24 protein-coding genes, 2 tRNA genes and 1 riboswitch are annotated in these 25,597 nt (G+C 67.4%); of the genes, 24 read left to right on the forward strand and 2 right to left on the reverse strand.

Going from position 1 to position 25,597, the window contains the following annotated elements:
• Genes ACVWZ7_RS19240 through ndk form a run of 3 tightly spaced genes read left to right on the forward strand, consistent with a single transcriptional unit; the run spans nt 1 to nt 2,305 of the window.
• A complete protein-coding gene (locus tag ACVWZ7_RS19240) occupies nt 1-1,359 on the forward strand; it encodes a bifunctional folylpolyglutamate synthase/dihydrofolate synthase (RefSeq protein ID WP_456508769.1) in 1,359 nt (452 codons plus the stop codon).
• A 3-nt stretch (nt 1,360-1,362) separates the two neighbouring features.
• Nucleotides 1,363-1,839 (forward strand): DUF4233 domain-containing protein, encoded by a 477-nt coding sequence (locus ACVWZ7_RS19245; RefSeq protein WP_456508770.1) that lies wholly within the window; start codon nt 1,363-1,365, stop codon nt 1,837-1,839.
• 52 nt (nt 1,840-1,891) lie between these two features.
• On the forward strand, nt 1,892-2,305 hold the full coding sequence (gene ndk, locus ACVWZ7_RS19250; protein WP_091253679.1) for a nucleoside-diphosphate kinase: 414 nt from the start codon (nt 1,892-1,894) through the stop codon (nt 2,303-2,305).
• Nucleotides 2,306-2,407: 102 nt separating this feature from the next.
• On the opposite strand, the gene ACVWZ7_RS19255 is transcribed toward ndk, so the two are convergent.
• Nucleotides 2,408-3,079: a vitamin K epoxide reductase family protein gene (locus ACVWZ7_RS19255; protein ID WP_116768431.1), complete on the reverse strand. Its 672-nt coding sequence runs from the start codon at nt 3,077-3,079 to the stop codon at nt 2,408-2,410.
• Nucleotides 3,080-3,552: 473 nt separating this feature from the next.
• On the opposite strand from ACVWZ7_RS19255, the gene ACVWZ7_RS19260 reads away from it, so the two are divergent.
• From ACVWZ7_RS19260 to ACVWZ7_RS19355, 20 genes are all read left to right on the forward strand, one after another.
• On the forward strand, nt 3,553-6,717 hold the full coding sequence (locus tag ACVWZ7_RS19260; RefSeq protein WP_456508771.1) for an Rne/Rng family ribonuclease: 3,165 nt from the start codon (nt 3,553-3,555) through the stop codon (nt 6,715-6,717).
• Between the two features lie 145 nt (nt 6,718-6,862).
• Nucleotides 6,863-6,960, forward strand: a riboswitch (TPP riboswitch).
• Complete coding sequence (locus ACVWZ7_RS19265; protein WP_456508772.1) at nt 6,943-8,580, forward strand: bifunctional hydroxymethylpyrimidine kinase/phosphomethylpyrimidine kinase; 1,638 nt, start codon at nt 6,943-6,945, stop codon at nt 8,578-8,580. (Overlaps the previous riboswitch by 18 nt.)
• 356 nt (nt 8,581-8,936) lie before the next feature.
• Nucleotides 8,937-9,245 carry a 50S ribosomal protein L21 gene (gene rplU / locus ACVWZ7_RS19270; RefSeq protein ID WP_018773353.1) on the forward strand — a complete coding sequence of 103 codons (309 nt, stop codon included), beginning with the start codon at nt 8,937-8,939 and terminating at the stop codon, nt 9,243-9,245.
• A 61-nt stretch (nt 9,246-9,306) separates the two neighbouring features.
• Nucleotides 9,307-9,570 (forward strand): 50S ribosomal protein L27, encoded by a 264-nt coding sequence (rpmA, locus tag ACVWZ7_RS19275; RefSeq protein WP_009372867.1) that lies wholly within the window; start codon nt 9,307-9,309, stop codon nt 9,568-9,570.
• A gap of 116 nt (nt 9,571-9,686) precedes the next feature.
• Nucleotides 9,687-11,273, forward strand: coding sequence for a GTPase ObgE (gene obgE / locus ACVWZ7_RS19280; protein ID WP_456508773.1), 1,587 nt, complete (start codon nt 9,687-9,689; stop codon nt 11,271-11,273).
• Nucleotides 11,263-12,438, forward strand: a complete 1,176-nt coding sequence (proB, locus tag ACVWZ7_RS19285; RefSeq protein WP_237563565.1) for a glutamate 5-kinase — start codon at nt 11,263-11,265, stop codon at nt 12,436-12,438. Before obgE ends, proB begins: the two co-directional genes overlap by 11 nt.
• 26 nt (nt 12,439-12,464) lie before the next feature.
• The gene (locus ACVWZ7_RS19290; protein ID WP_456508774.1) at nt 12,465-13,859 is read left to right on the forward strand and encodes a glutamate-5-semialdehyde dehydrogenase; all 1,395 of its coding nucleotides are present in this window, start codon (nt 12,465-12,467) and stop codon (nt 13,857-13,859) included.
• An 80-nt stretch (nt 13,860-13,939) separates the two neighbouring features.
• Nucleotides 13,940-14,179: a hypothetical protein gene (locus ACVWZ7_RS19295; protein ID WP_091253668.1), complete on the forward strand. Its 240-nt coding sequence runs from the start codon at nt 13,940-13,942 to the stop codon at nt 14,177-14,179.
• 13 nt (nt 14,180-14,192) lie between these two features.
• Nucleotides 14,193-14,948, forward strand: coding sequence for a nicotinate-nucleotide adenylyltransferase (gene nadD / locus ACVWZ7_RS19300; RefSeq protein WP_344366197.1), 756 nt, complete (start codon nt 14,193-14,195; stop codon nt 14,946-14,948).
• Nucleotides 14,949-14,955: 7 nt separating this feature from the next.
• A complete protein-coding gene (locus ACVWZ7_RS19305; protein ID WP_344366194.1) occupies nt 14,956-16,140 on the forward strand; it encodes a hypothetical protein in 1,185 nt (394 codons plus the stop codon).
• 181 nt (nt 16,141-16,321) lie between these two features.
• Complete coding sequence (rsfS, locus tag ACVWZ7_RS19310) at nt 16,322-16,723, forward strand: ribosome silencing factor (protein WP_091253659.1); 402 nt, start codon at nt 16,322-16,324, stop codon at nt 16,721-16,723.
• A gap of 167 nt (nt 16,724-16,890) precedes the next feature.
• Nucleotides 16,891-16,963: transfer RNA gene (locus ACVWZ7_RS19315), tRNA-Ala, on the forward strand.
• Between the two features lie 154 nt (nt 16,964-17,117).
• A tRNA-Ala gene (locus ACVWZ7_RS19320) sits at nt 17,118-17,193 on the forward strand.
• Between the two features lie 227 nt (nt 17,194-17,420).
• Nucleotides 17,421-18,242: an amino acid ABC transporter substrate-binding protein gene (locus ACVWZ7_RS19325; RefSeq protein ID WP_344366189.1), complete on the forward strand. Its 822-nt coding sequence runs from the start codon at nt 17,421-17,423 to the stop codon at nt 18,240-18,242.
• Between the two features lie 36 nt (nt 18,243-18,278).
• Nucleotides 18,279-18,944, forward strand: a complete 666-nt coding sequence (locus tag ACVWZ7_RS19330; RefSeq protein ID WP_344366187.1) for an amino acid ABC transporter permease — start codon at nt 18,279-18,281, stop codon at nt 18,942-18,944.
• Entirely contained in the window at nt 18,931-19,728 is a 798-nt protein-coding gene (locus tag ACVWZ7_RS19335) for an amino acid ABC transporter ATP-binding protein (RefSeq protein WP_344366185.1), read from the forward strand. The genes ACVWZ7_RS19330 and ACVWZ7_RS19335 overlap by 14 nt, the downstream gene beginning before the upstream one ends.
• A gap of 85 nt (nt 19,729-19,813) precedes the next feature.
• On the forward strand, nt 19,814-20,173 hold the full coding sequence (locus ACVWZ7_RS19340) for a zinc ribbon domain-containing protein YjdM (RefSeq protein ID WP_344366179.1): 360 nt from the start codon (nt 19,814-19,816) through the stop codon (nt 20,171-20,173).
• A gap of 29 nt (nt 20,174-20,202) precedes the next feature.
• The gene (locus ACVWZ7_RS19345; protein ID WP_456508775.1) at nt 20,203-21,330 is read left to right on the forward strand and encodes an NAD(P)-binding domain-containing protein; all 1,128 of its coding nucleotides are present in this window, start codon (nt 20,203-20,205) and stop codon (nt 21,328-21,330) included.
• Nucleotides 21,331-21,379: 49 nt separating this feature from the next.
• Complete coding sequence (locus tag ACVWZ7_RS19350; RefSeq protein ID WP_456508776.1) at nt 21,380-22,555, forward strand: class I SAM-dependent methyltransferase; 1,176 nt, start codon at nt 21,380-21,382, stop codon at nt 22,553-22,555.
• A 168-nt stretch (nt 22,556-22,723) separates the two neighbouring features.
• Nucleotides 22,724-23,926: an ROK family transcriptional regulator gene (locus ACVWZ7_RS19355; protein WP_456508777.1), complete on the forward strand. Its 1,203-nt coding sequence runs from the start codon at nt 22,724-22,726 to the stop codon at nt 23,924-23,926.
• 38 nt (nt 23,927-23,964) lie between these two features.
• On the opposite strand, the gene ACVWZ7_RS19360 is transcribed toward ACVWZ7_RS19355, so the two are convergent.
• Nucleotides 23,965-24,168: a hypothetical protein gene (locus ACVWZ7_RS19360; protein ID WP_456508778.1), complete on the reverse strand. Its 204-nt coding sequence runs from the start codon at nt 24,166-24,168 to the stop codon at nt 23,965-23,967.
• A 427-nt stretch (nt 24,169-24,595) separates the two neighbouring features.
• Between ACVWZ7_RS19360 and ACVWZ7_RS19365 the strand changes: the two genes are divergently transcribed.
• Nucleotides 24,596-25,597, forward strand: coding sequence for a methylenetetrahydrofolate reductase (locus ACVWZ7_RS19365; protein ID WP_344366166.1), 1,002 nt, complete (start codon nt 24,596-24,598; stop codon nt 25,595-25,597).

The raw sequence follows: 25,597 nt of genomic DNA on the forward strand, positions 1-25,597 counted from the left end.
ATGACCGACGAATTCTCCGTAGAAAGCGTGTACGCCGAGCTCCTGGGCCGGGCGCCCGAAAACAAGATGGAGCCGCGGCTCGCCCCGCTGTTCCGTGCCATGGAGATCCTGGGGGAGCCGAACAAGGCCTTCCCGATCATCCACGTCACGGGCACCAACGGCAAGACCTCCACGGCCCGGATGATCGAAGCCGGCCTGCGGGCCCACGGCCTGAGCACCGGCCGCTACACGAGCCCGCACCTGTCCAAGGTCACCGAACGGATCAGCATCGACGGCGCCCCGGTGCCGGATGAGACCTTCGTCCGGATCTGGGACGAGATCCGCCCCTACCTGCAGATCGTGGACAGCGAACTCGAGGCCGAGGGCCAGCCCCGGCTGACGTACTTCGAGTGCCTGACCATCCTGGGCTTCGCGGTCTTCGCGGACCAGCCGGTCAACGTCGCCGTGATCGAGGTGGGTCTGGGCGGCATCACCGACGCCACGAACGTCGGCGACGGCCAGGTGTCCGTGGTCACCCCAATTTCCCTGGACCACACGGAGCTGCTCGGCGACACCACCGGGGACATCGCCTACGAGAAAGCCGGCATCATCAAGCCCGGCGGCTTCCTCATCAGCGCGGCGCAGCCGGTCGACGCGGCCCAGGTCTTGCTGGAAAAGGCCAAGGAAGTCAACGTGCCGTTCCGCTTCGAAGGCGTGGAGTTCGGCGTCGAATCCCGCACTGTCGCGGTCGGCGGCCAGATGGTCACCATCCAGGGCATCGCCGGCCGTTATGAGGACCTGCTGGTGCCGCTGCACGGCGCACACCAGGCCGAGAACGCCGCCGTCGCGATCGCCGCGCTGGAAGCGTTCTTCGGCGCGGAAAAGGCGATCGACGCCGAGATCCTGCAGGAGGCCTTCGCCTCCGTCACCTCCCCGGGCCGGCTCGAGGTGGTCCGCACCGCGCCGACCATCATCGTGGACGCGGCCCACAACCCGGAAGGCATCCGGGTCTCCGCCGAGGCCATCCACGAGGCCTTCAACTTCACCAAGCTCGTGGTGGTGGTCGGCGTCCTGCGGGAAAAGGATGCCGAGGAGATCCTCCGCCAGCTCAAGGAATCCCTGGGCGGGCTCGCCACCGAATACTGCTTCACCGAGTCCAACTCGCCCCGGGCCGTCCCGGCCGAGGACCTTGCCGAGATCGCGATGGATCTGGGCTTTGGCGAGGACAACATCCATGTCGCCGCGAAGCTCGACGACGCCCTGGAATGGGCCGTGGAACGCGCCGAAGCCGACGACGAACTCGCCGGCGGCGTCCTGGTCACCGGGTCTATCACGCTTGTTGCCGATGCCCGGATCCTGCTCGGAAAGGCGGACGCTTAAGCGATGGCCAAACTCACCAAAGCCCAGCGCGAATGGCGCCCGGGCATGCCCAAAAAGCGGCGTTCAACCAAGGTCATGTTCGCCTCCACGGTCCTGCTGCTGGAAGCGTTTGTGGTGCTGTTCGGGACGCTGGCCGTCTTTGGGCTCCACCGGAACGAGTTCCCGCCGGCTCTGGTCTTCTCGGTGGGGATCGGGCTGTGCCTCGTGTTCGTCCTGACCTGCGCGGTCCTCTCGAAACCGTGGGGAGTGGCCCTGGGCTGGATCCTGCAGCTGGTGCTCATCCTGGGCGGCCTCGTGGAGCCCGCCATGTACCTCGTCGGCGCCCTCTTCGCCGTGTCCTGGTGGTACGGCATCCGCACCGGCATCCGGATTGACCGGGAGGCGGCCCAGCGGGAACGCGAACAGGCTGAATGGGAAGCGTCCCATCCCGCGGGCAGCGGGCCGGAACAGACCCCCGGCGCCGACGCCCGGAACACGTAGTCCGAACCCCGTAGACTTGACCCGAACCCCACCCCAACACATTGGAGCAGCTGTGAGCATTGAGCGCACCCTCGTCCTGATCAAGCCCGACGGCGTCGCCCGCAACCTGTCCGGCGCCATCCTGAGCCGGATCGAAGCCAAGGGCTACACCCTGGCCGAGCTCAAGAAAGTCGATGCGAGCCGGGAGCTGCTGGAGCAGCACTACGAGGAACACGTCGGCAAGCCGTTCTACGAGCCGCTGGTTGAGTTCATGCTCAGCGGCCCCGTTGTCGCCGCGATCTTCGAGGGACACCGCGTGATCGAGGGCTTCCGTTCCCTCGCCGGCACCACGGACCCGACGACGGCGGCGCCCGGCACCATCCGCGGCGACTTCGGCCGCGACTGGGGCCTGGCCGTGCAGCAGAACCTGGTCCACGGTTCGGATTCGGTGGAGTCCGCCGAGCGCGAGATCAAGATCTGGTTCTAGCCCTCATTTCCGGGTTTACTCCGCACCGGGGTAACAGAAAAGGCCAATGTTCGCGAAGAACATTGGCCTTTTCTGTCAGCTCGTTTTCCCGGGGCGCGGTTCCTAATACCCGGAGGTCCCGATGAAAACCTGGATGAAGGCGAAGAAGATCGTGGCGATGACGGCGACGTAGAGCAGCGCCGTGATGATCCAGCCGGCCTCGCCCAGGACCCTGGTGGGGCCGGCGGGCAGGGCGATCACGCCGTGGGAGATGTTCCGGATGGTCACCCAGACGAACATCGGGATCATTATGGCCCAGACGATCATGCAGAACGGGCAGAGGATGTGGATGGAGTACAGGGCCTGGGACCAGAGCCAGACCACGAACACGAAGCCCAGGCTCACGCCGGTCTGAAGCCCCAGCCAGTACCAGCGGGCGAACCTGGCGCCGGCCAGGATGCCCATGGCTGTGGTGATGATCACCGCGAACGCGACGATTCCGATGAACATGTTCGGGAAGCCGAACACGGAACTCTGCGGCGTCTGCATGACCTGGCCGCAGGAGATCCATGGGTTCACGTCGCAGATCGTGACGTGGTTGGGGTTCTTCAGGACCTCGAGCTTCTCCAGCACCAGGGCGCCGGATGCGAGCCAGCCAATCACGCCGGTGATCAGCAGGAGCCAGGCGAACGGCCGGTCGCGGGTCATGGTGGGAAGGGGCCGGTCCGCGGGGGCCGGTCCGGAGCCCGGTTGGTGCGCGGTCGCGTCACCGGCAGTGCTGGAGATGCTGGGCATGGAATATGAGTCCTTTTGATCGGGTGCTTCTGGCCCCGATTGTAACGCCGCGGGCTGGACGGCGCCGGGAAACGCCTCTGTCTGTCCCGTCGCGGCCCGCAGCCGGGGCACTTCCGGCCTTGCCTACGCCAGCTTTGACGGCTCTTGTGAGACAATGATCGTGGCTGGAACCCGATCCACATCCGGATTCCGGTCCGGCGATTTTGTTTCAAGACCGCCAATGATGAGCAGGGAGCTGCGGATCCTCTGATTCCAGCTGTCCCGCAATGCCATTGGACGGCACCTGGTTGTGGCGTGTAGGTCAACGGGTTCCAAAACAATCTCGCCGGCCCTCCAGGGCTGCCGCACCCCACTGCCGGTGCGAACCTGAGGGTATCCAATTGACTTCTGTCAATGCCTGCGGGTGTTGACGCATATTTGCCCCAACGGGCGCCGAATGTGGCGGCGCATCAGGGGCAGGAGTGTCGCCACATATGGATAATGATCAGGTTGTAGCCGGTAACGAAGAACTAGTTGTTGCCGAGGAAAAGCAAGAAACAGCCGTAAATGCGGAAGCAGAGGCTCCGGTAGCGCCGAAGAGGGCCGTCCGGACCCGCCGCAAGGCACCCGTCGCGAAGGTCGACCCCGCGGCGGCCGCCGAAGCTGTGGCCGAAGCCGCGGCCCTGGCCGCAGCAACCGCCTCGGATGAGCCGCTCGCCGCCGCCGAACGGGCCGCAGCCCCCGAACCCAAGGCAAAAGCCCCCGCACGGCGCACCCGTGCCCGCAAGCCGGTTGCCGCACCGGAGCCCCTGCCGGCCTTCGCCGACGAACCCGAAGCCAACGCCGCCGCCGCGGAAGCTCCCGCCGAAACAGCACAATCAACAGAGTCCGCCGTTGCGGAAAAGCCGGTCCGGCGCCGCGCCAGCCGCGCCAAGGCCGCTCCGAAGGTCGACGAGGTCCACGCAGTAGCTGCGGCGGAAGAAGAAACCGAAGAAGCAACCGAAGAAGCGGCCGCCGCACCCGCCGAAACACAGGCACAGGCTGCACAGCCCGTCACGGCAGACGAGCAGCCGGCTGAAAGCCCTGCCGCATCGCTCTTCCTGGAACCGGGTGCCCTCACCTCCGTGATCTTCCAGGCCCCGGACCTCAGCACCGTGGTGCGTCCGGCCCCGGCGGCTGCAGCAGCGGAGCCCGAGGAAGAAGAAGGCGACGAGGACGAGGACGCCGGCAGCCGCCGTCGTCGCCGTAGCCGCGGCCGCCGCGGACGCACCCGCACCTCCGCCGAGTCCGAGATCGACGTTGAAGGCACCGAGGAAGAGGGCGAGGAGGGCCAGGAGGGGACGCTCGAGGACGGCGTGACCTCGCGCCGCCGGCGCCGCCGCCGTCGCGGTGACCAGGACCTGGAACTGACCGGCGGGGGAGACGACGATCCGCCCAACACCGTGACCCGCGTGCGCGCGCCGCGGGCCATCAGCGAAGCCCCGGTCAACAACCGCGTCACCTCGGTCAAGGGTTCCACCCGCCTCGAGGCCAAGAAGCAGCGCCGCCGCGAATCCCGCGACACCGGCCGCCGCCGCACCGTGATCACCGAAGCCGAGTTCCTGGCCCGCCGTGAATCCGTGGACCGGCAGATGATCGTCCGCCAGCGCGACGACAGAATCCAGATCGCCGTCCTGGAAGACGGCGTCCTGGCCGAGCACTTCGTCTCCAAGACCCAGCAGGACTCCCTGATCGGCAACGTCTACCTGGGCAAGGTCCAGAACGTGCTGCCCTCCATGGAAGCTGCCTTCGTGGACATCGGACGCGGCCGCAACGCCGTCCTGTACGCCGGCGAAGTGAACTGGGATGCAGTGAACCTCGAAGGCAAGCAGCGCCGGATCGAAAACGCGCTCAAGTCCGGCGACTCCGTCCTGGTCCAGGTCACCAAGGACCCGGTCGGCCACAAGGGTGCCCGGCTCACCAGCCAGATCTCGCTGCCCGGCCGCTACCTCGTGTACGTGCCCGGCGGTTCCATGACCGGCATCTCCCGCAAGCTGCCCGACGTCGAACGCAACCGCCTCAAGCGGATCCTCAAGGACCGCCTGCCCGAGGACGCGGGCGTCATTGTCCGCACCGCGGCCGAAGGGGCGTCGGAGGAAGAGCTGACGCACGACATCAACCGGCTCCGCGCGCAGTGGGAAGGCATCGAGAGCCAGTCGACCTCCACGAAGATCCTCGCCCCCGAGCTGCTCTACGGCGAACCCGACCTCACCATCAAGGTGGTCCGCGACGTCTTCAACGAGGACTTCTCCAAGCTGATCGTCTCCGGCGAGGAAGCCTGGGACACCATCGAGGCCTACGTGACCTACGTGGCGCCTGACCTCGTGGGCCGGCTCGAGAAGTGGACCAAGGACACGGACATCTTCGCGGCCTGGCGCATCGACGAGCAGATCCACAAGGCCCTGGACCGGAAGGTCTTCCTGCCCTCCGGCGGGTCCCTCGTGATCGACCGCACCGAGGCCATGACCGTGGTGGACGTCAACACCGGCAAGTTCACCGGCTCCGGCGGCAACCTCGAAGAAACCGTCACCAAGAACAACCTGGAAGCGGCCGAGGAAGTCGTCCGGCAGCTGCGGCTGCGCGACATCGGCGGCATCATCGTGATCGACTTCATCGACATGGTGCTCGAATCCAACCGCGACCTTGTGCTGCGCCGCATGGTGGAGTGCCTGGGCCGGGACCGCACCAAACACCAGGTGGCGGAGGTGACCTCGCTGGGCCTCGTGCAGATGACCCGCAAGCGGATGGGCACCGGGCTGCTGGAAGTCTTCGGCGAACAGTGTGAAGCCTGCGCGGGCCGCGGCATCGTCACCCACGACGAACCCGTCGAGCACCGCAGGGCCAACACGGTCGCTGCCGAGCACTACGTCCCGCGCGCCGAGGCCCAGCCTGCCGCCCGCACCGAACGCAAGAGCCGTCGCCGCGGCCGGGGCCAGGGCCCGGAGTCCGCACCGTCCGCACCGGCCGCCGTCCACGCCGAGCCCACCGAGGCCGAAAGCCACGCCAAGGCTGAAGCCACCCGTGCCGCGCTGGCAAAGGTCGCCGCCGCGGCCCACGCCGCGCACCTGCACGACGGTGAAGCGGCCGCTGCCAGCGACGCCGGGGCCCGCCAGGCCGCCGTCGACGCCGTCACGAAGCTTGCCGCCACGGAAGAGGCAGCAGGCCGTCCGGCGGCTGTGCTGACGTTCGGCGGTGAGCAGGTGGCCCTGCCGTTCGTCGAGCACGCCGAGGGCACGCCGGAGCCGTCCCTGACCCTGGACCTGCTGACCGAGGCCTTCGCCAACCTGGGCGAGGCTGAGGCGCAGGCCAACAGGCAGGCGGCCACCCAGGCCCAGCACGAGACTCAAGCCACGGCACCCGAGCCTGCGCGCGTCGAGGCACCGGCTGCACGGACAGCGGAGACCACGACGACGCGTGGCCGCCGCGGCCGCCGCAACCGGAGCGCCAGCCGCGCCCAGGGTGCAGCCAACGAGACCTCCGTGGAGCACCGCGAGGCAACACGGCCAGCCGCCGCCGGCTCGGTTCACGAGGCCAAGGCACCCGCGGCGGCAAGGCCGGCCATCCCGGCCGGCAACGAGCCGATCATCCTCGGAGTCGGCGTGCCGGCATCGGAGCTGTAGTCCTTTACGGCTGACCCCTTCCGCCACTGATCCGGCTGAAGTGTAAATTGCGGGTTCGGGCCGGAGCGGGCGTAACAATACGTCCGCTCCGGCCCGGGCCCGCTTCGCCGTTAACAGGGCAGCGCCGGGACAGCGGCTAGGCTTGACCACTGACACGGGGTGCCGCGCATCGGGCCGGCTGAGATCCAGACCCGTTGAACCTGTCCGGTTAGCACCGGCGAAGGGATGTCTGACTTGTCCGCAACAGTGAATCCGTCTGAATTTCTGCCCGACGCTTTTCTACCTCCCAATTTTCTGCCCTCCGCGCCGTCTGCGCCGCTGCGCATTCCCCGGGTGCTGGCCATCGCCGGCTCGGACCCATCCGGCGGCGCAGGAATCCAAGCGGACTTGAAGAGCATCGCTGCGAACGGCGGCTACGGCATGGCCGCCATCACGGCCCTGACGGCGCAAAACACCCGGGGCGTGCGCGCCGTCCACGTTCCTCCGGCAGAGTTCCTCACGGCGCAGCTGGACGCCATCAGCGACGACATCGGCATCGACGCCTTGAAAATCGGCATGCTGGGTGACGCCGCGGTAATCGACGCCGTCCGCACCTGGCTGGAAAAGGTGCGACCCGCCGTCGTGGTCCTGGACCCGGTAATGGTGGCCACCAGCGGCGACCGGCTCCTGAAGGAATCCGCCGAGGCCGCACTGCAAGCCCTCCTGCCGCTGGCGGACCTCATCACGCCGAATCTTGCCGAGCTGGCCATCCTGCTTAAGGAACCCGTCGCGGCAGACTGGGCGGAAGCCCTGGAGCAGGGCAAGCGCCTGGCCGCCCTGAGCGGCACCACCGTCCTGGTCAAGGGCGGACACCTCCCCGGCGGGGATGGTGCCGGGGATATTGCCGGGGACGGCTGCCCGGATGCGCTGGTCAACACCGTAGGGCTGCTGGGGCAGGAGACCGTGGTGGTGCCGGGGGAGCGGATCGCCACCCGCAACAGCCACGGCACCGGCTGCTCCCTGTCCTCGGCCATGGCCACGGTGCAGGCGCGGGTGGGGAACTGGGAAGCCGCACTGCGGGAGGTCAAGCCGTGGCTGCTGGGTGCGCTCCGCGAAGCCTCGGCCCTGGACGTCGGCACCGGCAACGGCCCGGTCCATCACTTCCATCACGTGCAGGACCGCACGAGCTCTCAGCACAGCCAGCACAGCCAGGGGCCGGCGGAGACCCCCGCGGAGGGCGAGTTCGCCGCGGCCCTGCGCGATGGCGCCGCGGCCGATCTCGACGCCATCTATGCCCTGGACTTCATCCGCGGACTCGCCGACGGCACCCTGCCCGAGCACGAGTTCGCCTACTACCTGGCCCAGGACGCCATTTACCTCAACGGCTACTCCCGGGTCCTGGCCCGCGCCGCCGCCGTCGCCCCCACCGAGGCCGAACAACTGTTCTGGGCCCGCTCGGCGCAGACCTGCCTTGAGGTCGAGTCCGAGCTCCACCGCTCCTGGCTCAGCACCCGCCCCGCGGCGGCCGGCCTGGGCCCGGTCACGAAGTCCTACGTGGACCACCTGCTGGCCGCCTCCGTCTCGGGCAGCTACGGCGTGCTCGTGGCGGCAGCCCTGCCGTGCTTCTGGCTCTACGCCGAAGTCGGGGCCACCCTGCACCGGGAATTCCTGGCCGGCGGCGCCCCCGCGGCGCACCCTTACGCCGACTGGCTGCGGACGTACGCCGATGAGGACTTTGCCGCCGCGACCCGGCAGGCGATTGCGTACACCGACGCGGCGGCCCGGCAGGCCTCCGCCGGCGAGCGGGAGGCCATGGCCTTGGCCTTCCGGCAGTCCTCACGCTACGAAGTGCACTTCTTCGACGCGCCGAGACTGCACGCCTGACCCAACCCGCCCCGCACACCCGCTAGGATGGTGGGGCACGGTTCCGGAAGTCGTTGCGGCAACACTGCGTAAAAACGTAGTGGCGCCTATCACGGACTACCCGCCGGAACCAGCCTCATTTGCGGCCGAAGGCAAAATTAGCGTATTCTAGATCTTCGGTGCTTACGCCAACACTTGGGTTATGACCCTGAGAACTATCCACATGGAATTCCTCGTGGATTTGTTCCGGGGGTAGCTCATGGGTTCCCCCGGGGAATCCACCGGCGTTGAGGCACAGCGTGAGCCGGTCCAAACAATTTGGCCCCAGGTTCCGCACGCAAATCTAGTAATAAACGTCGAGAGAAGTGAGTTCCCCAGTGGTGTACGCGATTGTCCGCGCAGGCGGCCGCCAAGAGAAGGTTTCCGTTGGAGACTTCGTTACCCTGAACCGCGTCCCCGGTGGAGCCGGCAGCACCTTTGAGTTGCCCGCACTGCTCCTGGTGGACGGTGACAAGGTCACGTCTGCTGCTGCGGACCTGGCCAAGGTAACGGTTACGGCTGAGATCCTCGAAGACCTTCGTGGTCCGAAGATCGTCATCCAGAAGTTCAAGAACAAGACCGGTTACAAGAAGCGCCAGGGCCACCGTCAGGAATTGACCAAGGTCAAGATCACCGGTATCAAGTAACTCTTCGTTACTGTTCAGGTTCCAGCAGATTCCCCAGAATTTTTGAAGGCAGGCATTTCAAATGGCACATAAAAAAGGCGCGAGTTCCACTCGCAACGGTCGTGACTCCAACGCCCAGTACCTCGGCGTGAAGCGCTTCGGTGGCCAGGTAGTTTCCGCAGGCGAAATCATCGTCCGCCAGCGTGGAACCCACTTCCACCCGGGCGCCGGCGTCGGCCGCGGCGGGGACGACACCCTGTTCGCCCTGACCCCCGGTGCTGTCGAGTTCGGCACCCGCCGTGGTCGTCGCGTTGTGAACATCGTGGCTGCTGCAGCTGCAGAGTAACAACAAGTTCTAAATCGGTGGGGCGGGCCATTAGGTCCGCTCCACCGGTGTTTTAACCGCATTACAATCAACTTGGGCCTTTTTGAGGTCCGGGGAACAGCACTGAGGAGATCCACGTGGCTAGCTTTGTAGACCGGGTAGTACTGCACGTATCCGGCGGTACCGGCGGCCACGGCTGTGTCTCCGTTCACCGTGAGAAGTTCAAGCCCCTCGGCGGTCCCGACGGCGGCAACGGCGGCAATGGCGGCGACGTCATCCTGCGCGTCGACCCGCAGACCACCACGCTCCTGGACTACCACCACGCCCCCCACCGGCACGCCACCAACGGCGGTCCCGGCATGGGCGACTGGCGCGGCGGCAAGAACGGCGAGACCCTCATTCTTCCGGTTCCCGAGGGAACCGTCGTGAAATCCAAGACCGGCGAAGTCCTCGCCGACCTCGTGGGCGAAGGCGCCGAATACATCGCAGCGGCCGGCGGCATCGGAGGACTCGGCAACGCTGCGCTGTCCTCGCAGAAGCGCCGAGCCCCGGGCTTTGCGCTGCTCGGCATCGAAGGCGAATCCAGCGACATCGTCCTGGAACTGAAGTCCATCGCCGACATCGCCCTGGTCGGTTTCCCGTCCGCCGGCAAGTCCAGCCTCATCGCCGCGATGTCCGCCGCGCGACCCAAGATCGCCGACTACCCCTTCACCACCCTGATCCCCAACCTGGGCGTCGTCCAGGCCGGCGAGGTGCGCTTCACGATCGCCGACGTCCCCGGCCTGATCGAGGGCGCCAGCGAAGGCAAGGGCCTGGGCCACAACTTCCTGCGCCACGTGGAGCGCTGCGCCGCCCTGGTGCACGTGCTGGACTGCGGAACCCTCGAAGCCGACCGCGACCCGCTCTCCGACCTCGCCATCATCGAAGCCGAGCTCGAGAAGTACGCCGTGGACATGAGCTACGCCGGCACCGACGGCGCAGTGGTCCCGCTGAACCACCGCCCCCGCCTCGTGGCGCTGAACAAGGTCGACCTGCCTGACGGCAAGGACATGGCCGAGTTCGTCCGCCCGGAACTGGAATCCCGCGGTTACAAGGTCTTCGAGATCTCCGCAACAAGCCACGAGGGCCTCCGCCAGCTGGGCTTCGCCATGGCCGAAATCGTCAAGGCCGCCCGCGACGCCGTCGCGGCGACCCCGCCGAAGGTGCAGGCCCCCGTGCTGCGCCCCCGCGCCGTCAACGAATCCGGGTTCACGATCCGCCGCGAAGAAAAGAACCTTGAGCCGCTCTTCCGCGTCCTCGGCGACAAGCCCGTGCGCTGGGTCAAGCAGACCGACTTCACGAACGAGGAAGCGATCGGCTACCTCGCCGACCGCCTCGCCAAGCTCGGCGTCGAAAACGAACTCTTCAAGCAGGGCGCCACGCCTGGGGACACCGTGGTGATCGGCGAGGACGACGGCGTCGTCTTCGACTGGGAGCCGACCATGATGGCCGGCGCCGAACTGCTCGCCTCGCCGCGCGGCACCGACGTGCGCTTCGCAGACATCGGCGACCGCCCGACGCGCGGCCAGAAGCGCGACGAGCAGCAGGAGCGCCGCGACGCCAAGGCTGCCGCCCGCGCCGAGCTCGAAGCCGAGCGTAAGGCCGGTATCTGGACCGAATCCGTCAGCGGCCGCCGGGCGCGGCCGCTCAAGGAGAGTGGGCTGGGCGAAGCCGATGACGAGTAAGACCGTCGTCGGGCACCTCACGCCTCACAACCTCAAAGCTCAGACCCTCAAGGCCCCCGACCGTACCGCGCTGTCCGGGGCCCGCCGGATCGTCGTCAAAGTGGGCTCGTCCTCGCTGACGTCCATCAAGGGCGGGATCTCGGAAGAGGCCCTGACCGGCCTCGCCGACGCCCTGGCGCACAAGCGCAATGCGGGCGCGGAGATCATCCTGGTCTCCTCCGGTGCGATCGCGGCCGGGCTCGCGCCGCTGGGACTTGAGAAGCGCCCGCGCGACCTCGCCACCCAGCAGGCCGCCGCCAGCGTGGGCCAGGGCCTGCTGATGGCCCGCTACACGCACGCGTTCGGGGCGCACGGGGTCACCGTCAGCCAGGTGCTTCTGACCGCTGATGACTTCATGCGGCGCAGCCAGCACACCAACGCGTTCCGCGCGCTGGACCGGCTGCTGAACCTTGGCGTCGTCCCGGTGGTCAACGAAAACGACACCGTGGCCACCCATGAGATCCGCTTCGGCGACAACGACCGCCTCGCCGCCCTGGTGGCGCACCTGGTCCGCGCCGACGCGCTGGTGCTGCTCTCCGACGTCGACTCCCTCTACGACGGCCCGCCGTCGCACGGCGCCAAGCGGATTCCGCACGTTTCCGGCCCGCACGACCTCGACGGCATCTCGATCGGCAGCACCGGCAAAGCCGGCGTGGGCACGGGGGGCATGGTCACCAAGGTCGAGGCCGCCAGCATCGCCGCAGGTTCGGGCATCCACGCCCTCGTCACCTCCACACGGAATGCGGCCGCCGCGCTGGCAGGGGAGGACGTGGGAACATGGTTCTCCGTCAACGGCTCCCGCAAACCCATCCGGCTCCTGTGGCTGGCCCACCTGGCGTCCGTGCAGGGCACGCTGGTGCTCGACGACGGCGCGGTCAAGGCCGTCCGCGACCGCCACACCTCACTGTTGCCGGCCGGGATCGCCGCCGTGCGGGGCCATTTCGAGGCCGGCGATGCCGTGGAGATGGTCTCGACCGACAACACCGTGATTGCGCGCGGGCTCGTGAACTATTCCGCCGCCGAACTGCCCCAAATGCTGGGCCGCTCCACGCGCGAGCTGGGCAAGGCACTGGGCCGCGGATATGACCGCGAAGTTGTTCATGTTGACGACCTGGTGCTGGTCTAGGTTCACCGCTCGCCTAAACTGGACGTATGACTGAGGCCCTGACTTCCGCCGCCCTGCCTTCTGACGACCTGCCTTCCGAGAACACTGCCGGCACCACCGTGCCCGCCCAGGGGTTCGCCGCGGTGCCGGATCCGGCACCCGCAGGAGCCCCGGCCACGGCAGCGGACGTCGAAGCTGCCGTCCATGCGATCGCCGACCGTTCACGTAAAGCTGCCCGCAAGATGGCGCACGCGAACCGGGCGTGGAAGGACCGCGGCCTGCGCGCCATCGGCAAGGCTCTGCTGGAGCACAAGAACCAGATCCTGGCCGCCAACGCCAAGGATGTCGCGGCCGGCCGGGCCAACGGCACCGGTGCCGCCCTCCTGGACCGCCTGACCTTGAGCGATGCACGCATCACGGCCCTGGCTGCGGCACTGGAGAACCTCGCCACGCTGCCGGACCCCGTAGGGAACGTGGTGCGCGGCCAGACGCTGCCCAACGGGCTCCGCCTCCGCCAGATCAACGTGCCCATGGGTGTGGTGGCCGCGATCTACGAGGCCCGCCCCAACGTCACGGTCGATATCGCCGGCCTCGCCCTCAAGAGCGGCAACGCCGTGATCCTGCGCGGCGGTTCCGCTGCGGCTGCGACCAACGCGGCTCTCGTCACGATCCTCCGCGATGCCCTGGAATCGGTAGGCCTGCCCGCCGACGCCGTCCAGACCGTGGACCAGTACGGCCGCGACGGCGCCAACGCGCTCATGCGGGCGCGCGGCCGGGTGGACGTCCTCATTCCCCGCGGCGGGCGCGAGCTCATCCAGGCCGTGGTGACGAACTCCTCCGTGCCGGTCATCGAAACCGGTGAGGGCAACGTCCACATTTTCCTGGATGCGTCCGCCGGCGAGGAGATGTCCGTGGACATCCTCCTCAACGCCAAGACCCAGCGGCCCAGCGTCTGCAACACCGTCGAAACGCTTCTGGTGCACTCCAAGTCCACCGTCCTGCCCGCCGTCGCCGCCGCCCTGCGGGCCGCCGGGGTCACCCTGCACGTGGACCGGCGCGTCCGCGCCGCGTTGCCGGCGTCGATCGAAACCGTCCCGGCCACGGACGAAGACTGGGCCACCGAGTACATGGACCTGGACCTGGCCGTGGCCATGGTGGACAGCCTGGACGAAGCCGTCCGGCACATCCGCACATGGTCCACGGGCCACACGGAAGCGATCCTGACCAACGACCTCGCCAACGCCGAACGCTTCATCGCCGACGTCGACTCGGCGGCCGTGATCGTGAACGCCTCCACCCGCTTCACTGACGGCGGAGAGCTCGGCCTCGGCGCCGAGGTGGGGATTTCCACCCAGAAACTGCATGCCCGCGGCCCCATGGGACTGACCGAGCTGACCACCACGAAGTGGATCGTGCAGGGCGAGGGCCAGATCCGGGGCTAGCGACGCTGTAACATGGAACGGAAGACCGGGACGGCGGACACCTCCGCCGTCGTCACATTTTGAACTCACTAGGGGAGAACATGCTGTCGCAGCAGATCGCCACTTTCGTCGCCGCAGCCGGCGCATCAGCCAACGAGGAGCTCGCGCCGCTCATCGCACCGCCGTTCGTCATTGGCGGCTCCATGTTCGCCGTCCTGGTGGTCCTGCTGCTGATCACGCTGTCCTACTCCAACCTGGGCCGTCGCCACGAGGCCGTCGAGGAGCACTCGGATCCGCACCGCCAGCACCCGAACAAGCACGACCACGGCCAGGGTCACTAATATTTCCGCCACCATGAGGCAGCGCGGCGCCCAGCGCCGCCTGCGTCTGGGTGTGATGGGCGGCACGTTCGATCCCATCCATCACGGACACCTTGTCGCGGCCAGCGAGGTCGCGGCGAAGTTCGAGCTCGACGAAGTCGTGTTTGTTCCCACCGGCCAGCCCTGGCAGAAGATGGCCAAGAAAGTCAGCGAAGCCGAGCACCGGTACCTCATGACTGTCATCGCCACGGCCTCGAACCCCCGTTTCACCGTGAGCCGCGTGGACGTGGACCGCCCGGGCCCGACCTACACGATCGACACCCTGCGCGACCTCCGCACGCTGCGCCCCGATGCCGATCTCTTCTTCATCACCGGTGCGGACGCGCTGGCCCAGATTTTGTCGTGGAAAGACATCGATGAACTCTGGTCCCTCGCGCATTTCGTGGGCGTAACCCGTCCCGGACACGTCCTGGACGGCATGGGCCGCAAGGACGTGAGCCTCCTCGAGGTTCCGGCCATGGCCATTTCCTCCACGGATTGCCGCACCCGGGTGGCCGAAGGAAATCCCGTCTGGTACCTCGTGCCGGACGGGGTGGTCCAATACATCGCAAAGTATGGCCTGTATGACGCTCCCCGCGAGGCGGTCCGCCTCGACAGCCGACACGCCGGGACCAGCAACGCTGGAACCAACAACATTGGGACTAACAATGCCGGAAACGACGCGGCAGGGCTTGACCCGGCACAGCATGATTCAGCCCTCGAGATAACCCAACCAGCCAGCACTGAATGAGTTTGCCATGAGTCAGGAACAGCCTCCCATCCGCAGCCGCCGCGAACTTCGGCAGGCCAGAGATGAACGCCTGGACACCGCGGCACCGGACGAGCCGACAGAGGCCGAAACCACCGGCCGCATCCGCCGGGTAGCCGACGCTCCCGTGGACTCTGTGGGCGCCGGCGAGGAGCGGTCCTCCCAGGTCCGCGCCCGGGACCGTGCCGCGCTGCGCACCATCAAGGAACTCGCTGAAAAGGAAGGCCACCTCGCCGGGGGCGGACCGCCCACGCGACGCCAGCTGCGGCTCCTGCAGCTGGCCGCCGAAACCGCCCCGGCCACCCAGGCCAACACCATTGTCCCGGCCTCACCGCGGACCCGGGCCACCCCGGTGGTTTCCCCGTCCGGCAAGGATGCTGCTCAGAAGGACGCCGCCCAGCAGAAGGACGCTGCCCCTAAAGACGCCGCCCCTAAGGGCGCCGGCGGCAAGACGCCCGACGGCATGACTGTGGAGCAGGCGCTGGCCGCGCGCGAGCTCCTCGCGGCGCAGGCCCTGAACCAGATGGCGAAGATGGAGCACATCACGGCCACGGATCCCGACGCCGTCGATCCGGCCGTTCTGGCCGAGCAGATCGCCTTGGCCGAACGCGTCGCGATCCTTAACCGCCGTGCCGCCGCCAAGCAGAAGCTCGCAGAACAAAACAGCCAGCCCGCGGCGCCTCGCAACGATCCCACCACGGCCAACAATCTGGCCATGGTCACACCTTTGGAATTCGAGAAGGTTCCCGGCGTGGAGCGGCCCGTCATGAAGCGCCCTGCCACGTCGTATGTTCCGGTGGTCACCAACCCGGGTCCCCGGGTGGACGCACCACGGAAACCCGGCCTCCGGCGCCCCGGACTGTCCCGCCAGCGGGCCGCCAGTCCTGCCGCCGGCCGGGCAGGCGTGCTGGCCCGGGCGGAAGCAGCCGCCAAGGCAGGAACCGTCAAGCCATCAGCCGCGGCTGCGAATGCTGCGGGGGAGACCGACGAGAGCCTGGTGGGCGGGGAGCCCGTGGCCGCGAACGCCGCCTATGGCCTGGATCCCCTGGATGCGGCGACCGCGGGACTGGGCCGGGCCCGGCGCCTCCGCATGATCCAGCTTGGCGTCCTGGCCCTGGGGATCGTCGCGCTCATCGCCGGCATCACGCTGATTGTCACCGGGCTGGCCCACTAGGAGCCGGTGCCGTTCGCGCGAGGCCGTCAGCGCAGGGGAGCGTTCCAGCCACGAGGCCCGTTGTCCGCGGCAGCGTTCGAATGCAGCCTCCACCACCGGCGCTTCCTCAGCCCGGATTTTTCAGTTCAGCTTTTGACTACAAAGTTTCATCACAAGAATTTTCATCACTACAAGGAGTCCCGTGACTGCAACCGATTCATCCATCACCACCGCCCGCCACGCAGCCCGCGCTGCCTCGGAGAAGCTTGCCGAGGACATCGTGGCCCTGGACGTCAGCGAACGGCTCGCCCTGGCCGACGTTTTCCTCATCGCCTCGGCACCCAGCGAACGCCAGGTCAACGCGATCGTGGACGGCATTGAGGACGAGCTCGCCAAGTTTGACCAGAAGCCCGTCCGCCGCGAAGGCCGCTCCGGCGGGCGCTGGGTGCTGCTGGACTACTCGAACGTCGTCATCCACGTCCAGCACGAGGAAGACCGCGTCTTCTACGCCCTCGAACGCCTCTGGAAGGACTGCCCCGTCGTCGACCTCCAGCTCGGCGACGACGCGTCCGCCAAGGCCACCGCAGCCACCGACGCCGAGTAGCAACCCCGCGCACCGGCCAGGCCGCCGGAAGCTCAACAGAGCCGAATATGCCCGATTTGGAATTTTCGGAAGGGCTGTTCTAAGATATTTGAGTTGCTTCGGAGAGATCCGGACAAAGAAACCGGAACTTTACACCTCGGTAGAGGTGGTCGGAGCAGCGAAAATTCGGGGCTGTGGCGCAGCTGGTAGCGCACCTGCATGGCATGCAGGGGGTCAGGGGTTCGAGTCCCCTCAGCTCCACCGGAGAATCCGCCGGAATCGAAAGATTCCGGCGGATTTTTTTATGCCTCCGGGCAGAAATATGACGGTTCAGCGCGCCAATTGGCGCGGACGGCGATTGTGGTTTAGGCTATTCAGGTTGCTTCAGCGAGGACGGAACTTGCGAAGCAAATGAGGGGCTGTGGCGCAGCTGGTAGCGCACCTGCATGGCATGCAGGGGGTCAGGGGTTCGAGTCCCCTCAGCTCCACCAACTAAGGGAATCACCGGAAACGGTGGTTCCCTTTCTTGTACCCGTTTTACCCCCGATAGCTTCAAAGCCCGTAGCGGCCGTATCCGTCAAGACCGTCTCATGAACGCTCGTCACATACCGTCATTTAGGGTCTCCACCCCGGGCCGGTCCTTGCTATCGTCGCTAGGAGACGGCCGCCCCGCAGCTTAGCTGGAAGGCCTTTTCCGGCTCCACGACGAAGGACCATCATGAAGCGCACACGACTTTCCGTAATTGGCCTCATTGCCGCAGCAGGACTCGCCCTGGCGGGGTGCGGGTCGGCGTCCACAGCCCCGTCCAGCTCGGCGCCGGCGGCCGGCGCAGACACCTCCTTGAGTGACGTCAAGAGCGCCGGCGTGCTCAAGGTCGGCACGGAAGGCACTTACAAGCCGTTCACGTTCCACGCCAACGGCAGCGGCGAACTGACCGGCTATGACGTGGAGATCATCAACGCCGTCGCCGACAAGCTGGGCGTCAAGCCGGCCTTCCAGGAAACGCAGTTCGACGCCATCTTCGCCGGCCTCGACGCCAAACGGTTCGACGTCGTCGCGAACCAGATTTCCATCACGGACGAACGCAAGGCGAAGTACGACTTCTCCACTCCCTACACGGTGAGCACGGGCGTCATTGTCACCAAGGCCGACAACAACAGCATTACGTCCTTCGACAGCCTGCAGGGCAAGACGACGGCGCAGTCCCTGACGAGCAACTGGTACAAGCTGGCGCAGCAGAGCGGCGCGAACGTCGAGGCCGTGGAGGGGTGGGCGCAGGCGATCACGCTGCTCAAGCAGGGCCGTGTCGATGCCACCATCAATGACAAACTGACGTACCTCGACTCCCAGAAGACGTCCCACGACGACACCATCAAGATTGCCGCTGAAACCACGGACAAGTCGCTGAGCGCCTTCGCCCTGCGCAAGGGATCAACCAGCCTGACCGACGCCATCAACAAGGCCCTCGGCGAGCTCGCGGCCGATGGCACGCTGGCGAAGATTTCCCAGAAGTACTTCGACGCCGACGTCTCGAAGTAACGCAATGGCAGCCGTTGAGGAAGGCCGCGTCCCGGCATGAATATCAATTGGGACCTCGTGTGGTCATCCCTGGGCCCCCTCCTGACGGGTGCGATCGCCGGCACCATTCCGCTGGCGCTGGCGTCGTTCAGCCTGGGCCTCCTGTTGGCCCTGCTGGTAGCCCTCATGCGGCTGAGCCGCAATCGCGTAGTCTCCGCGGTCGCCAGGATCTACATCTCCGTCATCCGCGGAACCCCGCTCCTGGTCCAGCTGTTTGTCATTTTCTACGGGCTCCCGTCCGTCGGAATTACCATCAGCCCCTGGCCGAGTGCGATCATCGCGTTCTCCCTGAACGTGGGCGGGTATGCCGCGGAAGTCATCCGGGCGGCCATCCTGTCCGTTCCCAAGGGACAGTGGGAGGCCGGCCACACCATCGGAATGTCGCGCCGCCAGACCCTCGTGCGGATTATCCTGCCGCAGGCCGCGCGGGTCTCGGTCCCGCCGCTGTCCAACACCTTCATCAGCCTGGTCAAAGACACCTCGCTGGCGTCGCTGATCCTCGTCACCGAACTGTTCCGCGTCGCACAGCAGGTGGCGGCCTTCAGCCAGGAGTTCATGCTGCTTTATCTGGAGGCGGCCGTGATCTACTGGATCATCTGCCTCGTCCTTGCCAGCGGACAATCCGCACTGGAGAAGAGATTGGACCGCTATGTCGCCCACTGAATCCCCGCTCCCGGTCGAGGCCGTCCCCGACGCCGCCCTGCTGACCGTCAGAGGTTTACGGAAGTCGTTTGGCGACCACGAAGTGCTGAAGTCCATCGATCTGGACGTCCGCCGCGGCGAAGTGGTCACGTTGATCGGGCCGTCCGGGTCGGGCAAGACGACTGTCCTGCGCTGCCTCAACGGCCTTGAGGTGCCCGACGCCGGTGTCGCGGAGTTCGCCGGACAACTGACCGTCGACTTCTCCACGCCGATGGCGAAAAAGCAGGTCTACGGGCTCAGGGACCGCAGCGCCATGGTCTTCCAGCACTACAACCTCTTCCCGCACAAGACCGTTCTCGAGAACGTGATCGAAGGCCCGGTCCAGGTGCAGAAGCGGCCCAAGGCCGAGGCGGTTCAGGAAGCCCGCGACCTCCTGGCCCGCGTCGGACTGGCGGGCAAGGAGAACAGCTATCCGTTCGAGCTCTCCGGCGGCCAGCAGCAGCGCGTGGGCATTGTGCGTGCGCTCGCCCTGCGCCCGCAGCTGTTGCTCTTCGACGAGCCGACGTCGGCCCTGGACCCGGAGCTGGTCGGCGAAGTCCTGGCCGTCATCAAAGAACTGGCGGAAGAAGGCTGGACCATGGTGGTGGTCACCCACGAGCTCGCGTTCGCCCGTCAGGTGGCCGACGAGGTCATCTTCATGGACGGCGGGGTCGTGGTTGAACGCGGCCACCCGGACACCGTGCTGCGCAACCCGCGGGAGGAACGCACGCGGCAGTTCGTGGACCGGCTGCTGAACCCGTTCTAAGGCAGCGCTCCCGGGGGAGACCAAAGAGCGGACAAGAAGAGCCGGCTGAAAGAGCGGACCGAAAGAGCCGACTAAACTTAGGGACGTGAACGACTCCCTGCCCCCGTGCCCCGAATGCTCCAGCGAATACACCTACGAGATGGGGGCGCTCCTGGTTTGCCCGGAGTGCGCGCACGAATGGTCCGCGTCCGCGGAGACTGACTCGGACGCCGAAACCCCGGCCGAGGCCGTCATCAAGGACGCCGTCGGCAACGTCCTCGCCGACGGCGACACCGTCACGGTGGTAAAGGACCTCAAGATCAAGGGCAGCTCCACGGTCATCAAGGTCGGCACCAAGGTCCGCGGCATCCGCCTCGTGAACGGCGTCGGCGACCACGACATCGACTGCAAGGTGGACGGTGTGGGCCCCATGCAACTCAAGTCCAGCGTCGTCAAAAAGATCTGACCGGGGGCGGGACCATTACCCCTGGGACGGTGCGCCCGGCCGACGTCGTCGTGATCGGCGCCGGCCAGGCCGGGCTGTCGGCGGCGTACCACCTGCAGCGCCGCGGCTTTGTCGCGGCTGCCTCCAGCCCGGGCTCTGCCCGCGGCGGAGCCGGCGTGCCTGCGGCGGATGCCCGGCCCGCCGGGACGTACATCGTGCTCGACGCCGAGGACGGCCCGGGAGGGGCCTGGCGCCACCGCTGGAAGAGCCTTCTCATGGCCACGGTCAACGGCATCAGCGACCTTCCAGGCCTCCCGCAGCCCGACGTCGATCCTGCCGAGGCCAGTTCCAGTTTCCTCACCCGCTATTTCGGCGGGTACGAACACGACCTCGGCCTCGCGATCGAGCGGCCCGTGAAAGTGCAGTCGGTGAGCCGGGAGGACACGGATCCCGCCGGGCGGCTGACCATCACCACCTCCCGGGGCACGTGGTCCTCCCGCGCCGTCATCAACGCCACCGGCACCTGGACCCGGCCGTTCTGGCCCATCTACCCGGGCCAGGCCAGCTTCCGCGGCCGCCAACTGCACGTCGCGGACTACGTCTCCGCCGACGAATTCCGTGGCCGGCATGTCATTGTGGTCGGCGGCGGGATTTCGGCCGTCGGTCTCCTCGACGAAATCTCCCGGGTCACCGGCACCACCTGGTTCACCCGCCGGAAACCGGTCTGGCGCGAGGCGGCGTTCGACCGGCAGGCCGGGCACGACGCCGTCGCCCTCGTGGAGGAGCGGGTGCGCCAAGGCCTGCCGCCGCAGAGCGTGGTCTCCGTGACGGGCCTGATCTGGACGCCGGCCCTGCGCGCCGCCGCGGCGCGCGGCGTCCTGGACCGGCACCCCATGTTCACCGCAATCGAGCCCGACGGCGTCCGGATGGCCGACGGCAGCTTCCTGGCCGCCGACGTCATCCTGTGGGCCACCGGATTCCGGGCCGAACTTGAACACCTCGCCCCGCTGCACCTGCGCGGACCAGGCGGCGGCATCGCGATGGACGGCACCCGGGTCGCGGCCGAGCCCCGGGTCCATCTGGTCGGCTACGGTCCGTCCTCATCCACCATCGGCGCCAACCGTGCCGGCCGGGCCGCCGTCGCCGGGATCGTCACCCTGCTGGCCGGTTCGGGATAACGTGGAAGCTCATGACCCAAGACCGAGAAGAAACGGCGGCACAACGCGCGTGGCGGACACCAACTTCGACTCCCTCTTTGCCCGGCTGAGACGATTCCCGGATGTCGAGGCCGCCAACCTGCAGGCCTGGGACGCCACGGACAGGCTCCTGCTGGACACTGTCCGTGAGATGCAGGCGTCCGGTTTGCTGCAGCCCGGGGGACGGCTTGCGGTTGTGGGGGACCGGTACGGTGCCCTGACCTTGGGTGCCCTCACGCTGGGTGCCCTGACGCTGGACTCCGTGGGGACGGTGGCGCCAGCCGTCCGCGTCCATCAGGACCTCATCACCGGTGAGCGGGCGCTGCGGGCCAACGCCGGGGCGCTGGACCTCGATACCGGTTTTGAACAGCTCCCGCTGGGCGAACGGCTCCTGGAGGGCGCCTCTCTCGTCGTGCTGCAGTTGCCCCGGTCCCTGGCCGAACTGGAGGAAATCGCCGACGCCGTCGCCCGCTACGCGGCGCCCGACGTCGTGCTGCTGGCCGGCGGGCGCGTCAAGCACATGAGCCTGGGCATGAACGCGGTGCTGGCGCGCTACTTCGAGGACGTCCAGCCCCAGCTGGCCCGGCAGAAGTCACGGCTCCTGCTGGCCCGGCGCCCCAAGCCGGTCGCGGACGCCCCGCCGTTCCCGGTCACCGAGGTGAACGAGGAACTCGGGCTGACGGTCTGTGCCCGGGGCGCCGTCTTCGCCGGCACGGGGCTGGACATCGGGACCCGGTTCCTGCTGGACTTCCTGCCCCGGATGCCGCACGCCGCTCATGCGGTGGACCTGGGCTGCGGCACCGGAATCCTCGCCGCGATGTACGCCCGCGCCAACCCCGGCGCCCGCGTCACCGCCACGGACCGGTCCGCGGCCGCCGTCGACTCCGCCCTCGCCACGGCCCGCGCCAACGGCCTGGAGGACCGGATCGATGTGCTCCAGGACGACGCGATGAGCTCCCTGCCGGCGGGCAGCGCGGACCTGATCCTGCTCAACCCGCCCTTCCATCTGGAGGCGGCCGTCCACTCCGGCGCCGGGATCAAGCTGATCGAAGCGGCCGGCACGGTGCTCGCCCCCGGCGGGGAGCTCTGGACCGTGTTCAACAGCCACCTGCACTACCGGCCGGCACTCGAACGGCTGATCGGTCCGACACGCGAGGTCGGCAGGAATCCAAAGTTCACCGTGACGGCCAGCACCCGCCGGCCGTGAAGGTGAAACATTGTGTCCGAAAGGCGGATGTGTGGGCGCACGCCTGCACTTAACGTACGATTCTGACAACTGCTGTAGATAACTGTTGTATTGGGCCAATGACGTTTTGAGGTATCAGTGACCGAGATCCGGCAACCTTCGTCGAGGCGAGGGACCAACCTCCCCAAGATGGGTGATTTCAACCTCACGGTTATCCTGGACGCCATCCGGCGCGCGCCGGGCGGCATGAGCCGTGTGGAGCTGGCCCAGATCGTCGGACTATCGCCGCAGACCATCTCCAATATTTCCCGCCGGCTGCTGGACCAGCACCTGATCGTCGAGGCCGGGAAGGAAGGCACCGGCCCGGGCAAGCCGCGGACCATGCTCCGGTTGAATCCCGCCGGGATGTACGCCGTGGGCGTCCACCTGGACCCGGCTGTGGTCACCTTCGTCCTGCTGGACCTGCTCGGCGCCGTCGTCAGGCATTCCCGGATCGCCACCCCGCCCGGCAGCGATCCCCGGGCGGTCATTGACACCATCGCCGCCGAAATCAACGGCCTCATTACCGAATCCGGCGTGGACCCGGCCCGGATCGCCGGACTGGGGATTGCCTCCCCGGGCCCCATCGACCTCAACGACGGCGCGGTGGTGGACCCGCCCCTGCTGCCCGGCTGGGACAACGTCCGGCTCCGGGACGCCCTCGCCGAAGCCACCGGCCTGTCCACCCTGATGGACAAGGACGTCACCAGCGCAGCCGTGGCAGAAACCTGGGCCGGCGGCCCGAGCGGCGAGGGCAGCTTCATCTTCATGTACATGGGGACCGGGATCGGCTGCGGGATCGTCCTCAATGACGAAGTCGTCCGCGGAACCTCGGGCAACGCCGGGGAAATCGGGCACATCGTCGTGGACCCGGACGGCGCCCTCTGCGATTGCGGGCAGCGTGGCTGTGTGAAGGTCTCCGCCATTCCGCAGGTCCTCGTGGCGCAGGCCGAGGCGGCCGGAGTGCTGGACGGTTCGCGCGAGGACCGGAGTGCGCCGGCGGTCCAGGAGCAGTTCGCCCAGTTGTGCGAACTCGCCTACGGCGGAAACCAACAAGCCATGGACATCATCGCCGGCTCCGCTGTGCTCGTGGCCCGGGCAGTCTCGGTCGTCACGAATGCCCTGGACGTGGACCGCGTGGTGTTCGGCGGTCCGTTCTGGGCGTGCCTGTCGGCGGCCTATCTGGAACAGATTCCCGGACTCGTCGAGGCCAACAGCGCCACCCGGAAGATCCACGGCATTGAGGTCGTGGGCACGGGCGTCGGGGACGACGTCGGCGCCGTCGGGGCAGCCTGCCTTGTGCTGGAGCACACCCTGGCACCCCGCTCGCAACGGCTCCTCCTGGAGGGCTGACGCCCTCGGGGGCTGAACGCCGGCGTGCCGGCCAGGATTCAGTCGATATCCTCGATAACTGTCCCGAACGGGATGGTCTCGTCCAGATGCGCCTGGTGGCCGGTCGGGCCGCGGTTGTAGGACACCCGCACCCCGTGCGTCTTTTTCGCGGCCGACTGCATGAGGACGGGGCGGACGGTGTTGATGAAGCTCTCGCTCTTGCCGGCGAGATACTCCTGGTAGCTGGCTGGTAGCTGAATCATGGCAAAAGGATAGTCCTGAGCAGGGTCGATGGGGAGGGCCGCAGGACAGGGCCGCGCAGCAACGGAATCAGCCTCTCCGGCGAACTTTATTCTACCCAGCCCGGAAATTAGCCGTAAAGGTGCGTCTTAATTCGGACGCCGACTTGAAGCGGGCCGTGCCGGGCCCTTAGAGTTCTATACAAGTTACCTCAGTAACGTGTCAGCGATCCTCCGCTGAAGGCCGGCCCTTGGAAAAATTTCACGGGCAGCCCAGGAGGGTGTGGGTGCCCCCATGTGGGCCTGACATTTGCTCACGGACAGCTTCGTATCAGGCGTACCAGTCGCGACTGCGCCCTGCAGAAGTTTCCTCCGTGTTCCCCAAACTCATTCATTGGCGGCAGGACCCTTTTCCGGGCACTTCCGGCAGTGTTCACAGCCAAGGACGCAAATGTCACCACCTAGCCTTATTGACCCCCATCCGAATCTGGCCGGCCCGGCTCCCGTCGCGCTGTCCTATGAGCTGTTCCCGCCGCGGTCGGCCGCGGCCGCCGAATCGCTCTGGACCACCATCGGGGAACTCGAAGCCACGGACCCGGACTACGTGTCGGTAACGTACGGCGCCAGCGGCTCCAACCGCAGCACCGCCGTCGAGCTCATCAACCGGCTCGTGCAGGAAACCACGCTGCGGCCCCTGGCCCACCTGACCTGCGTGGGGAACTCCCCGGAGGAACTGGCGGAGATTATCGGCGAACTGCTCGACGTCGGGGTCCGCGGCATTCTTGCCCTGCGCGGCGACCAGCCGAAGGACGGGGCAACCCCGCCGCCGGGATCGCTCCGGTACGCCCAGGACCTGATCGAACTCATCCGCCGCGTGGAGCAGCGCCGGTCGGCGCTGCTGTGCGCCGGAAAAGTCGCGGTCGGCGTCGCCGCCTACCCGACCCGGCACCCGGAATCCCCGAGTGAGGCGCACGACGTCGAGGTCCTACTGGCCAAGCAGCGCTCCGGCGCCGACTTCGCCATCACCCAGGTCTTCTTCCACGCCGAGCAGTACGCGGACCTCCTGACCCGGGCACGCCGGGCCGGGGTGACGATCCCGATCATTCCCGGTGTCATGCCGCTGATCAGCCTTCGCCGGCTCGCCCGCCTCGGCGAACTGACCGGAGTGGAACCGGCGCCGGAACTCATCGAACGCCTCGCCGCTGCCGATACCGACGCCGAACGCACCCGGATCGGCGTCAGCGCCACGGTGGACCTCGCCAATGCCGCCCTGGACGCCGGAGCACCCGGCATCCACCTCTACACGTTCAACGAGCACGCCGCCGCCCTGGACGTGCTGGACAAACTCGCACTGCCCCGGCCGCGAAGCGGCAACCGCCAGGGGGGAAACCGGCACAGCGGCGGACGCATCAACGCGTCCCGGCGTGCCGCCGCCCGCCAGCTCGCCAGCTGA

This window comes from Arthrobacter sp. TE12232 (assembly GCF_054062615.1).

Bases quoted from the DNA above. Each gene is read 5' to 3' on its own strand.
- ACVWZ7_RS19335 (WP_344366185.1), top strand. From the start codon at position 18,931: ATGTCGCCCACTGAATCCCCGCTCCCGGTCGAGGCCGTCCCCGACGCC.
- ACVWZ7_RS19360 (WP_456508778.1), bottom strand. From the start codon at position 24,168: ATGATTCAGCTACCAGCCAGCTACCAGGAGTATCTCGCCGGCAAGAGC.
- ACVWZ7_RS19305 (WP_344366194.1), top strand. From the start codon at position 14,956: ATGAGTCAGGAACAGCCTCCCATCCGCAGCCGCCGCGAACTTCGGCAG.
- ACVWZ7_RS19330 (WP_344366187.1), top strand. From the start codon at position 18,279: ATGAATATCAATTGGGACCTCGTGTGGTCATCCCTGGGCCCCCTCCTG.
- ACVWZ7_RS19355 (WP_456508777.1), top strand. From the start codon at position 22,724: ATGGGTGATTTCAACCTCACGGTTATCCTGGACGCCATCCGGCGCGCG.
- ACVWZ7_RS19365 (WP_344366166.1), top strand. From the start codon at position 24,596: ATGTCACCACCTAGCCTTATTGACCCCCATCCGAATCTGGCCGGCCCG.
- ACVWZ7_RS19240 (WP_456508769.1), top strand. From the start codon at position 1: ATGACCGACGAATTCTCCGTAGAAAGCGTGTACGCCGAGCTCCTGGGC.
- ACVWZ7_RS19265 (WP_456508772.1), top strand. From the start codon at position 6,943: ATGTCTGACTTGTCCGCAACAGTGAATCCGTCTGAATTTCTGCCCGAC.
- ACVWZ7_RS19325 (WP_344366189.1), top strand. From the start codon at position 17,421: ATGAAGCGCACACGACTTTCCGTAATTGGCCTCATTGCCGCAGCAGGA.
- proB (WP_237563565.1), top strand. From the start codon at position 11,263: ATGACGAGTAAGACCGTCGTCGGGCACCTCACGCCTCACAACCTCAAA.
- nadD (WP_344366197.1), top strand. From the start codon at position 14,193: ATGAGGCAGCGCGGCGCCCAGCGCCGCCTGCGTCTGGGTGTGATGGGC.
- ACVWZ7_RS19260 (WP_456508771.1), top strand. From the start codon at position 3,553: ATGGATAATGATCAGGTTGTAGCCGGTAACGAAGAACTAGTTGTTGCC.
- ACVWZ7_RS19255 (WP_116768431.1), bottom strand. From the start codon at position 3,079: ATGCCCAGCATCTCCAGCACTGCCGGTGACGCGACCGCGCACCAACCG.
- ACVWZ7_RS19245 (WP_456508770.1), top strand. From the start codon at position 1,363: ATGGCCAAACTCACCAAAGCCCAGCGCGAATGGCGCCCGGGCATGCCC.
- ACVWZ7_RS19295 (WP_091253668.1), top strand. From the start codon at position 13,940: ATGCTGTCGCAGCAGATCGCCACTTTCGTCGCCGCAGCCGGCGCATCA.
- ACVWZ7_RS19290 (WP_456508774.1), top strand. From the start codon at position 12,465: ATGACTGAGGCCCTGACTTCCGCCGCCCTGCCTTCTGACGACCTGCCT.
- rpmA (WP_009372867.1), top strand. From the start codon at position 9,307: ATGGCACATAAAAAAGGCGCGAGTTCCACTCGCAACGGTCGTGACTCC.